We start from the raw sequence: 11,747 nt of genomic DNA on the forward strand, positions 1-11,747 counted from the left end.
AATGAGGTTCATTCGCAGCATTCGCACCGTCGCCGCGGCGACCGGCGTGGCCGTGCTCGGGTTCGGAATGGCCGCCTGCGGGTCGAGCGCGAAAAGCGCCGACCAGCAGTCGGGCAGTGCCGCCGGCGCGCTGATCGGCGTCACCATGCCCACCAAATCGTCCGAACGCTGGATCCACGACGGCGACAACATCAAGTCGGCGCTGGAAAAGCTCGGCTACAAGGTGGACCTGCAATACGCCGAGAACGACATCCCCACCCAGGTCAACCAGATCGAGAACCAGCTGACCAAGGGCGCCAAGCTGCTGATCGTCGCGTCCATCGACGGCACCGCGCTGACCACCCAGCTGCAGGAAGCGGCCGACCGCAAGGTCCCGGTGATCGCCTACGACCGGCTGATCCGCAACTCGCCCGACGTCGACTACTACGCGACCTTCGACAACTTCAAGGTCGGCGTGGAACAGGCGAACTCGCTGCTCAAGGGGCTCGGCAACGGGCCGGGGCCGTTCAACATCGAGCTGTTCGGCGGTTCGCCCGACGACAACAACGCGACCTTCTTCTTCAACGGCGCGATGTCGGTGCTCAAGCCGTTGATCGACAGCAAGAAGCTGATCGTCAAGAGCGGCCAGACCGACTTCGCCCCCACCGCGATCCTGCGCTGGGACCCGGCCACCGCGCAGCGCCGGATGGAGGACCTGCTCACCAAGACCTACACCGGCGGCACGAAGGTCCAGGGCGTGCTGTCCCCGTATGACGGCTTGTCGATCGGCATCCTGTCCGCGCTCAAGAGCAACGGCTACGGCACCGCCGGCCAGCCCTACCCGGTCGTCACCGGCCAGGACGCCGAGGTCGCCTCGGTCAAGTCGATCATCGCCGGCGAGCAGTACTCCACGGTCTTCAAGGACACCCGCAAGCTCGCCGACGTCACGGTGAAGATGGCCGACGCCGTCCTCAAGGGACAGAAGCCCGCGGTGAACAACACCAGCGACTACAACAACGGCAAGAAGGTCGTTCCCGCCCAGCTGCTGCAGCCGGTCGTGGTCGACAAGTCCAACTACCAGAAGGAACTGCTCGACTCCGGCTACTACACCGCGGGTCAGCTGAAATGACCGAACTGCTCGGGATGCGCGGGATCACCAAGACCTTCCCCGGCGTCACCGCGCTGTCCGACGTCACGCTTTCCGTGCGGCGCGGCGAGATCCATGCCGTCTGCGGGGAGAACGGGGCCGGGAAGTCCACGCTGATGAAGGTCCTGTCCGGGGTGCATCCGCACGGCTCCTACGACGGCGAGATCGTCTTCGACGGCGAGCAGTGCGCGTTCGGGTCCGTCCGGGACAGCGAGCGGCGCGGCATCGTGATCATCCACCAAGAGCTGGCGCTGTGCCCGCAGCTTTCGATCGCCGAGAACATCTTTCTCGGCAACGAGCGGGCCCGGCGCGGCTGGGTGGACTGGAACCGGACCAATTCCGAGGCGGCCGACCTGCTGCGCCGGGTCGGCCTGCGGGAGAACCCGGTGACGCCGGTCAGTGATCTCGGCGTGGGCAAGCAGCAGCTGGTCGAGATCGCCAAAGCCCTGTCCAAGCGTGTCGAACTGCTCATCCTCGACGAGCCGACCGCCGCGCTCAACGACGACGATTCGGCACACCTGCTCGCCTTGCTGCGCGAATTGCGCAACGAAGGCGTGACCTGCGTGATCATCTCGCACAAGCTGGGCGAGGTCACCGCGATCGCGGACACGGTCACGATCCTGCGCGACGGGAAGACCATCGAGACGCTCGACGCGGCCGGGCTGAGCGAGGAACGCATCATCACCGGCATGGTCGGGCGCGACCTCGAACACCGGTTCCCGCCGCGGGAACCGCAGATCGGCGAGGAGGTGCTCCGGATCGAGGACTGGACCGTGCACAGTTCCAGTCAGCCCGGCCGGGTCGTCGTCCAGGGGGCGAACCTGACGCTGCGCCGCGGCGAGATCGTCGGGCTCGCCGGGCTGATGGGCGCCGGCCGCACCGAGCTCGCGATGAGCGTCTTCGGCCGTTCCTACGGCACGAACATCTCGGGACGGCTGGTCAAGGACGGCCGGGAGATCTCCGTCCGGTCCGTGCGCGACGCCATCCGGAACGGCCTCGCCTACGCCACTGAGGACCGGAAACTGTACGGGCTCAACCTGATCGACGACATCCAGCGCAACACGTCGGCGGCCGGGCTGCCCTCGCTCTCCCGCCGCGGCTGGGTGAACGAGCACGCCGAACACGATGTCGCCACCCGGTTCCGCCGTGACCTGCGGATCAAGGCGCCGTCGGTGCGCAGCGTCACCGGGAAGCTCTCCGGCGGCAACCAGCAGAAGGTCGTCCTGGCGAAGTGGATCTTCACCGACCCGGACGTGCTGATCCTCGACGAGCCCACCCGGGGCATCGACGTCGGGGCGAAATACGAGATCTACACGGTGATCAACGAGATGGCCGCGCAGGGCAAGGCGGTCCTGGTCATCTCCTCCGAACTGCCGGAGCTGCTCGGCCTCTGCGACCGGATCTACACGCTGTCCGCCGGCCGGATCACCGGCGAGCTCGACCGCGCCGAGGCCACTCAGGAAGTGCTCATGCGACACATGACGAAGGAACGGCCATGACCACCACCAAACCCGCGCGGGCGGAGGCGGCCGTCCCGCCCGCCGGCCGGAGTCCCCGCCGGGTCTCGATCAACCTCCGGCAAAGCGGCATCTACGTGGCGTTCGCGCTGATCGTGGTGCTGTTCGAGGTGATCACCGGCGGCGCGCTGCTCGAACCGCAGAACATCTCGAACATCATCGTGCAGAACTCCTACGTGCTGATCCTGGCGATCGGCATGATCCTGGTGATCATCGCCGGGCACATCGACCTCTCGGCGGGCTCGGTGGTGGCGATGACCGGCGCGGTCGCCGCCGTGCTGATGGTCAACCTCGGCCTGCCCTGGCCGCTCGCCGCGCTGATCACCCTCGTCGTCGGCGCGGTGATCGGGGCTTGGCAGGGATACTGGGTGGCCTACTTCGGCATCCCCGCCTTCATCGTCACGCTGGCCGGGATGCTCGCTTTCCGGGCGCTGACCCTGACCGTGCTCGGCAACCAGGGCATCGGCCCGTTCCCGGACGCGATCCGCACCCTGTCCAACGGCTTCACCGGCGGCTACCTCGGGAACATCGGCCTCGGCCCGCTCGGCGGCGCCGACCTGGTCAGCCTGCTCGCCGGGGTGGCCGTGGTCGCCGGGATCGTGGTGTCGCGGTGGCGCAACCGGGCCGGACGGCTGAGCTACGGCCAGGAAGTCGACCCGTTCCCGCTGTTCGTCCTCAAGATCGCCGCGGCCGCGGTACTGGTGCTCGCTGTCGTCGTCCAGCTCGCCCGGTTCCGCAACCTGCCGTGGGTGCTGGTCCTGCTCGCCGTGCTCGTGCTCGGCTACTCGCTGGTGGCGGGCAAATCCGTATTCGGCAGGCACATCTACGCGATCGGCGGGAACCGGCAGGCCGCGACGCTGTCCGGGGTGAAGGTCAAGTCCGTCACCTTCTGGGTCTTCGTGAACATGGGCGTGCTCGCCGCGCTCGCCGGGATCATTTTCGCCGGCCGGCTCAACCAGGCCGGGCCGACCGCGGGCGTCAACTTCGAACTGGACGCGATCGCCGCGGCGTTCATCGGCGGCGCCGCGGTGCAGGGCGGTGTCGGCAAGGTCGTCGGCGCGATCACCGGCGGCTTGATCATGGCGGTCATCAACAACGGGATGTCGCTGATCGGCGCCCCCAGCGAGCGCGTCATGCTGGTCAAGGGCGCGGTCTTGCTCGCCGCGGTCGCCTACGACATCTGGACCAAGCGCCGCGCCGGGGCCGCCGCCCACTGACCACCGCCGGTTGCCCTGGCCCCGATCACCCCAATGCCACATTGGGTGCGTCAGATGCACCCAATGTGGCATTCGGTGCGTCAGATGCACCCAATGCCACATTGGGGTGGTCGGGGGCCGGGGGGTGATAACCGGTGGCTTCCGCGCTCGCCGATCGATGCTCACGTTCTTCAGCGGGGCGCGACAGCCACAGTGAAAAGGGCTCGCGGTTCAGCGTTCCTCGTCGGAGTTGAGCAGGTTGCTGACCGCCGTCGCACTGATCTGGGCATACGCACCGATACCGCGCGTCGTCAGCGGCCTCCGCGTAACGACCTTCCCGTGATTACGAAAGACCCCCGCCACCGCCTCGGAACTAAAGCACCGGAGAACCTGAGTAGAACCACGCTGTCCGGCTGCCCCTCCTCCGGCGAGGATTGCTGCGACCGAAGGAGTCCCGATGTCCGATGCCGGCGACCCGGCCCGATCCGCCGCCCGGTTCTCCGTCGGCGGCCGGGCAGCGATGATGGCCGCTGGCGCGGCGCTGTCCGAAGCCCTGTTCTTCGCCTGTGTAGCAGGGTTTCTGCACGGCCGCTCCCTCTGGGAGTTCGGCGTGCCAGGCACTTTGGCGCCTGCGCTCCCGGTGGCGGGAGCGTTGGCCGGACTGGTTGCCGCCGCACGCAGGCCCGCCAAGGAGAAGATGCTCACGATCGCTCGCGGGGCTTTCCTGGCGGGACTGGTGCTACTGACCGGAGGCGTGCTGGCGTTGTTGCTGGACCGTGGCATGTCGGGCTGACCATCGCGAGCCCGCGAACCAGGTCAGTCGAGGACGACGTCCAGCCGATCCGGAGGTGGCGGGGCGAGCAGCAGCTTGCCGGACGTGCGCCGGGATTCGATGTCGCGGTGGGCCTGTTCCGCGTCGCTCAGCGGGTAGCGGCGGCTCACCTCGATGCGCAGCTGCCCGTCGCGGATCTTCCCGAACAGGTCGGCGGTGTGGCGCAGCAAGTCCTCCCGCGTCGCGATGTGGTCGGAGTAGACCGGGTAGACGAGCTTGATGCTCTTGGGCAGGTCCAGCATCCGCACGGTCGGGATGTCTCCGTTCAGCGGGCCGAAGTAAGCCATCGTCCCGGACCGGCGCAGGACTTCGAGCGACGCGCGGAACGTGGCCGAGCCGCCGCCGTCGAAGACCGCGTGCACGCCTTCGCCGCCGGTCAGGTCGAGGACGCGCTGGACGAAGTCGCCGTCCGACGACACGAGCACGTCGTCCGCACCCGCGTCCTTGGCCGCCGCGACCTTTTCCTCCCGCGACACCAGGCCGATCACCCGCGCCCCGCGCAGCTTCAGCAGCTGCGCCAAGGTGCGCCCGACCCCTCCGGCGGCCGAATGCACCAGCGCGATCTCGCCCTCGGCGAGCGGCGCGGATTCGGTCACGAAGTGGTGCGCGGTGATGCCCTGCATCATCGTCGCAGCCGCGATGTCGCTCGGGATGTCGTCCGGCACCGGCACCGCCTGCACCGCGGGGACGGCCAGCCGCTCGGCGTAGCTGCCGTAGACGCCGACCCAGGCGACCCGGTCGCCGACCGCGAAATCTGTCACCCCTTCGCCTAGTGCGACAACGCGTCCGGCGCCTTCCACGCCGGGGATGACCGGCGGTTGCCCGGCCAGCCCGAAACCGACCCGGGAGCCGGTGTCCATGAAATTGATCCCGGCGAACTCGACGTCCACCAGCAGGTCGCCGGCGGCCGGTTCCGGATCGGGCCATTCCCGGTACTTCAGTACTTCCGGACCACCGTATTCTTCCACTACTACCGCACGCATTATCTTGTCCTTAACGGGTCGGGTCAGGCTTGCAGGAGGGTCGCGGCGTAGGCCGCGTCGGTGTAGTCGCGCCACGCGGCGATCCGGCCGCCGGCGATCTCGTAGACGGCCATGTTCCGGATCGGCGCGAGTTTCCCGCCGGGCAGCGACAGGCCATGGACCTGCTCGGCGAGCACGACGTCGCCGTCGACGGCCTGGTGGAGTGTCTCGAACTCGACCCGCTCGAAGTTGCCGAACACCCCGGCCCACACCGCGACGACCGCGTCGCGTCCGCGCACCGGCTGCTCGCCGTAATTGACGAAGACGACGTCCTCGGCAAAGAACGGCGCGAGCGCGGCGGCGTCTTTCTTCGCGAAGGTGCCGACGAATTCACGGATCAGCTTGTCGTTGTCGGCCGAAGCCATGGAGAACATCCCCTGTCGATTCCTGGCAGTTTCGTTGCCGGTCGTTTTCGATCGGCTGTGCCAGCGAGGATAGGAACCTGATTTTGGACCCGCAAGTCCAGAAACCGGGGGCGGGGGCCGGAAACGGCACGGAATGGACGACGGCCTCGGCCAAGCTAGCCGAACCAGGCTGGGAAGGCCGGCCGCGTGGTCCGACCGGCTCCCCCACGCCGATGCGGCGGACTCGCGGGCGAGGTTGTCCTTCAGCTCAGCGCAGGTCGACGACTCCGTCGGTCGCTCCGGTTCAGATCGATCCGCCACGACTCGGCATACGCCATCGTCAACGGCGCGGCGTCGGCGCGCTTGACCGGACCGAGCTGGTCGCGGCTCATCGGGACTCCCGCGCGGAAGATCTCGTGCGACGGCAGGGAATCCGTCCCCGCCGCCGCGTGCGTGCTCGCCGCCGGGAAGAAACCGAACCGCGTCACCGCAGCTCAGCGCACTGCATCCAGCGGACGTACACGAGATGTAGGCAGCCCCGTCCTAGCGTCGGACGCGTGCACTCGCCCCCCACGCGTCCCATCCGGACCGCGGGCGGGCATCGCCCCGAGAACCTGAGGAAACCATGAAACGCTGGGCAAGAATCGTGCCGTTCGCGGCACTGGTCCCACTGCTGGTGGGCACTGCCGGGGCGCTCAGCCCCACCGCCGCTGCCGCACCGGCTCCGACGTGCGCCGCGACGGCCGTCACCGCTCCGCCCGGAGCGCAAATCGAAACCACGCACGCCGAACGGCATCCCGGCGGCACCGTCACCTTCCCCGCTACCCCGTTCACGCCGGCCCAGACCGTCCCCGACGTCCCGGCGTACTGCCAGATCGAGGTCACCCTGACGCACCCCGGCGCGAACGACCACGTCAAGGTCGCGGTAACGCTGCCGGAGTCCCACTGGTCCGGCCGGCTGCAGGCCGCGGGCGGCAGCGCGTACAACGCGGGCGACTTCACCGCACCGCTGGTCCAGGCGGTCAAGGACGGCTACGCGGGCGTCACCACCGACGCCGGGCTGCCGCTGACCTTCATCGACACCTCCTGGGGCCTGCGCGCCGACGGGACCGTCAACCAGCCGCTGCTGACCAACTTCGCCAGCCGCTCCGCCCATGAGGAAGCGTTGCTGGGCAAGGACATCGCGCTGAGGTACTACGGCAAGGCGGTGTCCTACTCGTACTGGAACGGCTGCTCGACCGGCGGCCGGCAGGGCTATTCCGAAGCGCAGAACTACCCCGGCGACTTCAACGGCATCCTGGCCGACGCGCCCGCCGTGCAGTGGAGCCAGTTCGCGGTGGCCACACTGTGGCCGCAGACCGTGATGAACAACGAGCACGACTTCCCCAGCAACTGTGTCCTGGCGAGGTTCCAGCAGGCCGCGATCCAGGCGTGCGACGCGAAGGACGGCGTACGAGACGGGATCGTTGATATCCCGGACGAGTGCGGCTACGACCCGCGGAGCCTGATCGGCACCAAGGTGCTGTGCGAGGGCAAGGAAATCACCGTCACCGCCGCGGACGCCCGCGTGGTCGGCAAGATCTGGGACGGCCCGGCTGACGAGCGAGGCCGCAAGCTGTGGCCCGGGCTGCCCAAGGGTGCGTCTTTCGCCGGCGTCGCCGCGACCCGCCCGGCCGCCGACGGCACGCTGACCTCCGACGGCTTCGTCGTGGCGACCGCCTGGGTCAAGGCGTTCGTGAAGAAGGACCTCGGCTTCGACACCGCGAATCTCAGCTACCGCCAATACGCCGACGTGTTCCGCCAGTCCGTGCGCGAGTACGACCGGACCATCGGCACATCGAACGCCGACCTGTCCGCGTTCCGGCGCGCCGGCGGGAAGCTGATCAGCTACGTCGGCACAGCGGACCAGCTGATCCCGCCGGACGGCACGCTCCTCTACCGCGAGCGTGTCCAGCGCGAAATGGGCGGCGCGCGGCGGGTGAACGACTTCTACCGGCTGTTCCTCGCGCCGGGCACCCCGCACTGCCAGTCCGGACCGGGCGCGGCGTACCCGGTGAACCCGCTCGGCGCGCTGGTCGACTGGGTCGAGCACGGGACCGCCCCGGCGACCCTGCCGGCGAAGTCGGACACCGGGCGCACCCGCGACCTGTGTCCGTACCCGCAGATCTCGCGGTACTCCGGCCACGGCGATCCGGCCGTCGCGGCCAGCTACCGCTGCCGCTGACGGACTTCCAGTCCGTGAAGGGCCCCTTGCCGGACTTGGATTCCGGCAAGGGGCCCCTCCCGGACGTGCGGCAGCCATCCCCCGCACCGGCCATCCACCCACCGGCCATCCCAGCAAAGGAAACCGCGACCATGCCGGTCATCAAGTTCCATCTCGTGTCCTCGCTCAGCGTCGCCGAACTGGTCGGCGTGCTGACCGACTTCACGCCGAACCGCCCGCTCGTCTGGCCGACCATCGACGAGAAGCACTTCGTCGTGCACCAGCTCGGCGAAGACTGGGCGGAGGTGACCGAAGGCACCGAGTCGGCATGGGAACGAGCGCGCTACGAGTGGTACCCGTCGCAGGGCCGGGTCGTGGTCACCACGCTCGATTCGAAGGTCTTCGGCCCGGGCGGCGGCTGGGTCTTCGAGTGCACGGCCACCGACGGCGGCACTCGGGTCGACGTCGAACTGACCCGCCGGCCGGAGGGCCTCGGCCGCAGACTGCTCGCGGCTCTGCTGCCGCTGATCGCGCCGAAGAGCCTGAAGAAGGCGTTCGCCGGTCCACTCAAGGCGAAGTGAGCCGGCCCGGCTCGGTCCGTTGAGGACCGAGCCGGGCGTACGCCCGCTGAAGTCCCTCGCCCGGGTTCAGCCCTAGTTCCGCGTCGAGCAGGAGCGAGATCCGGTGGTAGGCCGACGCCGCTTGCTCGGCTTGGCCATTGCGCGCCAATGCGTCGATCAGCAGCTCCCAGCGCCGTTCCTGGAACGGCTCGGCGGCGGTGGCCGCGGTCAGCGCCGTGATTACTTCGACGAGCCGGCCGCGTTCGAGGTCGAGCTCCCACTGTTCTTCCAGGGCGCTCTCCCGCAGCTGCTCCAGCCACCGGCGACGGCCGGCGAAGAACGCGCCGTCCAGGCCGGCCAGCGCCGTGTCGCGCCACAACGCGCAGCCGAGCCGGAGCTCTCGCGCCGCTTCCTCCGGGTCGCCGGTGGCGCGCGCGGTCGCGACGTGCTGCCGGAACGCCGTCACGTCCACCTCGGCCGGGTCCGCCTCCAGCCGGTAGCCGCCGCCTTCGGTGTGGATCTCCTGCCGGTCCTCCCCCAGCAGCCGGCGCAGCCGGGACACGTAAGTGCGGACGGTCTGCACCGCGCGCGCCGGCGCATGCGCGCCCCACACCGCGAGGATGATCTCCTCAGTCGGCACCTGCCGCCCCTTGCCGAGCAGCAGCGCCGCGAGCACGCCGCGCTGCTGCGGCGAACCGATGTTCACCGGCGCCCCGTCTTCCCAGGCGACGACGGGACCAAGGATTCCGAATCTCACTTCCGCGATTATGGAGCCAGCCCCGCTGCCACCGAGGCGACGTACAGCGACTACGCCATCCGACGGTCGCCGCCGCGGCCCCGGCTCGGCTTGGCTGGCAGCTATGAAGCTCCTCCGGAACGCGCGGCTGACCATTCTCGGGCCGCCAGTGCTGACCTGCGCCGGCGCCCGGGTGGATCTGGGCACCCCGCAGCAGCAGGCGGTGGCGACCGTCTTGCTGGCGAACGCCGGCAGCTACGTCCCGCTGGCCCGGCTGGTGGACGACCTGTGGGGGCCGTCCGCGCCGTCCGGGCCGGGCTCGGTGGTCCGCACCTACGTGTCCCGGCTGCGCCGGGTGCTCGCCCCGTTCGGGCTGGACCAGGCGATCAAGTCCCGGCCCGGGTGCTACCTGCTGGACCCGGTCCCGTTCGCGGTCGACGCGGAAGAGTTCGACTCGCTGAGCACAGCGGCCCGCCGCGAACCGGGAGTGAGGGCGGCGAAGCGGCTGCTCGACGACGCGCTCGCGCTGTGGAGCGGCACGGCGCTCGCCGGAGTGCCCGGGGAAACGGCGGAACGCGAGCGATCCCGGCTGTCGCGGCTGCGGCTGGACGCGGTCGAGGACTGGCTGTGGCTGCGAATCGAACTGGGCGAACACCGGGAGGTGGCGGCCGGGGCGCGGCTGCTCATCGACGAGAACCGGTGGGAGGAGCCGTTGTACGAGATCTACCTGACGGCCCTGCACCGAAGCGGGCGGCGAGCCGAGGCGCTGGCGGCGTACCGGTCGACGCGCGAGCTGTTCAGCCGCGAACTCGAAGTGGTGCCGGGGCCGAGGCTGCAGGCAGTGCACGAGGAGATCCTGGCCGGGGTGAGCCGGCGCGCGTCCTGAACGCGCTACTTCTCCCCGGCCAACACCGGACTCGTCGTCCGCTCCGCCCTGTCTGGCCTGCGCAGCACGGTGATCAGGCCGGCCGCCCCGATCACTCCTGCCGCGACCAATGCCGTCGATGCCCAGCCGAGGCCCTCCGCGGCCGTCGCGCCGAACGCGGTGCCGAGGCTTCCGCCTGCGAAGTAGACCACCAGGTACGCGCTGTTGAACCGGGCCGGCGCGTCCGGTTCGATCGCCAGCACGGTGCTCTGATTCGCCACCTGCGCCGCGAAAAGCCCGGCGTCGAACAACGCCAGGCAGCCCAGTGTCCCGATCGTGCTGGGCAGTGCCGCCACGAGCGCGACACTGGCGATCCCAGCGAGCGCCAGTCCCCACCGGACTACCCGCCGCGCCCCCACCCGGTCCGTCCACACCCCAGCGATCCGGGTGGCCAGGATGCCGAGAATCCCGGCGAAGGCGTACTGGCCGATGCGCTCCGCCGAGTACCCGTAGGGTGCTTCCGACAACGCCACTGCAAGCCCCGACCACACCGCGCAGAACGCGAAGAACCACAACGTCCCCCGCATCGCCGCGAACCGCAGCGCCGAATATCGTCGGTACAGCCCCGGAATCGACCGCAGGGTGGCCAGGTAGCCGCGCTCGTTCGCGCCGGAATCCTTGGGCAGCAAGAAGAACATCGCGACGGCGACCGCCGCGCAGGCGGCGGCGAACACCCCCAGCATCGCCCGCCAGCCGATCAGCTCGGCCAGCCCTCCCCCGACGATCCGGCCGGCGAGAATGCCCGCCGAAATCCCGGCGGTGACGATTCCGAGTGCGGTCGCCCGCCGCTGCGGGCTCGCCGTCCGGGCGACCACCGAACTCAGTCCCGCACCGGCCGAGGAGCAGCCGCCGATCACCCCGAGCACCAGCCCGAGCTGCCACACCTGGCCGACGATCGCGTTCACCGCCAGCGCCGCCGCGAGCGCGCCGAACTGCACGGACAGCACGGAACGCGGCCGGAACTTGTCGACGAGCGGTACCAGCAGAGCCAGCCCGCACAGGTAGCCGATCGGACCGCAGGCGAGCGCGATCCCGACCGAGGCCAGCGACGCACCGAGTTCGCCGCCGACCTCGGCGATAGCGGGCTGCAGCGGGTAGACCGCCGCCGTTCCCAGTGCTGCTGCCAAAGAAATGAACCCGATGACGGGACCGCGAGTCGTGTGCACCCGGCCGAGGCTAGGAACGGACCCGGCCTCAGCGCTGGCGAGAAAACGCCATCACCCACCGGACCCGGAGCGGCCGCAGCGAGCGCGAGCACGGCAGCGAGCCACCCCGGTCTCGACGCC

12 protein-coding genes are annotated in these 11,747 nt (G+C 69.6%); 7 read left to right on the top strand and 5 right to left on the bottom strand.

Features of this window, described 5'->3' with window-relative positions:
- Nucleotide 1: 1 nt before the first annotated feature.
- The 4 genes from chvE to AMYBE_RS0121985 all read left to right on the top strand — a co-directional run bounded on the left by chvE (nucleotide 2) and on the right by AMYBE_RS0121985 (nucleotide 4,632).
- On the top strand, nucleotides 2–1,108 hold the full coding sequence (gene chvE, locus AMYBE_RS0121970; protein ID WP_020661543.1) for a multiple monosaccharide ABC transporter substrate-binding protein: 1,107 nt from the start codon (nucleotides 2–4) through the stop codon (nucleotides 1,106–1,108).
- On the top strand, nucleotides 1,105–2,625 hold the full coding sequence (gene mmsA, locus AMYBE_RS0121975; RefSeq protein WP_020661544.1) for a multiple monosaccharide ABC transporter ATP-binding protein: 1,521 nt from the start codon (nucleotides 1,105–1,107) through the stop codon (nucleotides 2,623–2,625). The genes chvE and mmsA overlap by 4 nt, the downstream gene beginning before the upstream one ends.
- Nucleotides 2,622–3,860 carry a multiple monosaccharide ABC transporter permease gene (gene mmsB / locus AMYBE_RS0121980; RefSeq protein ID WP_020661545.1) on the top strand — a complete coding sequence of 413 codons (1,239 nt, stop codon included), beginning with the start codon at nucleotides 2,622–2,624 and terminating at the stop codon, nucleotides 3,858–3,860. The genes mmsA and mmsB overlap by 4 nt, the downstream gene beginning before the upstream one ends.
- A gap of 436 nt (nucleotides 3,861–4,296) precedes the next feature.
- Nucleotides 4,297–4,632, top strand: coding sequence for a hypothetical protein (locus tag AMYBE_RS0121985; protein WP_020661546.1), 336 nt, complete (start codon nucleotides 4,297–4,299; stop codon nucleotides 4,630–4,632).
- A gap of 23 nt (nucleotides 4,633–4,655) precedes the next feature.
- Here the strand turns inward: AMYBE_RS0121985 and AMYBE_RS0121990 are convergent, their stop codons facing one another.
- From AMYBE_RS0121990 to AMYBE_RS0122000, 3 genes are all read right to left on the bottom strand, one after another.
- A complete protein-coding gene (locus AMYBE_RS0121990) occupies nucleotides 4,656–5,654 on the bottom strand; it encodes a quinone oxidoreductase family protein (protein WP_051124764.1) in 999 nt (332 codons plus the stop codon).
- A 23-nt stretch (nucleotides 5,655–5,677) separates the two neighbouring features.
- Nucleotides 5,678–6,058 (bottom strand): SgcJ/EcaC family oxidoreductase, encoded by a 381-nt coding sequence (locus AMYBE_RS0121995; RefSeq protein ID WP_034289042.1) that lies wholly within the window; start codon nucleotides 6,056–6,058, stop codon nucleotides 5,678–5,680.
- A 242-nt stretch (nucleotides 6,059–6,300) separates the two neighbouring features.
- Complete coding sequence (locus AMYBE_RS0122000) at nucleotides 6,301–6,525, bottom strand: hypothetical protein (RefSeq protein ID WP_020661549.1); 225 nt, start codon at nucleotides 6,523–6,525, stop codon at nucleotides 6,301–6,303.
- Nucleotides 6,526–6,662: 137 nt separating this feature from the next.
- On the opposite strand from AMYBE_RS0122000, the gene AMYBE_RS0122005 reads away from it, so the two are divergent.
- On the top strand, nucleotides 6,663–8,261 hold the full coding sequence (locus AMYBE_RS0122005; protein ID WP_027927883.1) for a tannase/feruloyl esterase family alpha/beta hydrolase: 1,599 nt from the start codon (nucleotides 6,663–6,665) through the stop codon (nucleotides 8,259–8,261).
- A gap of 131 nt (nucleotides 8,262–8,392) precedes the next feature.
- A complete protein-coding gene (locus AMYBE_RS0122010; protein WP_020661551.1) occupies nucleotides 8,393–8,821 on the top strand; it encodes a hypothetical protein in 429 nt (142 codons plus the stop codon).
- Here AMYBE_RS0122010 and AMYBE_RS0122015 read toward each other — a convergent pair.
- Complete coding sequence (locus tag AMYBE_RS0122015) at nucleotides 8,808–9,557, bottom strand: AfsR/SARP family transcriptional regulator (RefSeq protein ID WP_020661552.1); 750 nt, start codon at nucleotides 9,555–9,557, stop codon at nucleotides 8,808–8,810. The two genes, AMYBE_RS0122010 and AMYBE_RS0122015, sit on opposite strands and share 14 nt — an antisense overlap.
- A 103-nt stretch (nucleotides 9,558–9,660) precedes the next feature.
- Here AMYBE_RS0122015 and AMYBE_RS42130 point away from each other — a divergent pair, with 103 nt between their 5' ends.
- A complete protein-coding gene (locus AMYBE_RS42130) occupies nucleotides 9,661–10,422 on the top strand; it encodes an AfsR/SARP family transcriptional regulator (protein ID WP_169515266.1) in 762 nt (253 codons plus the stop codon).
- Nucleotides 10,423–10,427: 5 nt separating this feature from the next.
- Here the strand turns inward: AMYBE_RS42130 and AMYBE_RS0122025 are convergent, their stop codons facing one another.
- The gene (locus AMYBE_RS0122025; RefSeq protein ID WP_020661554.1) at nucleotides 10,428–11,627 is read right to left on the bottom strand and encodes an MFS transporter; all 1,200 of its coding nucleotides are present in this window, start codon (nucleotides 11,625–11,627) and stop codon (nucleotides 10,428–10,430) included.
- Nucleotides 11,628–11,747: the final 120 nt, after the last annotated feature.

Source organism: Amycolatopsis benzoatilytica AK 16/65 (assembly GCF_000383915.1).
Taxonomy (GTDB): domain Bacteria; phylum Actinomycetota; class Actinomycetes; order Mycobacteriales; family Pseudonocardiaceae; genus Amycolatopsis; species Amycolatopsis benzoatilytica.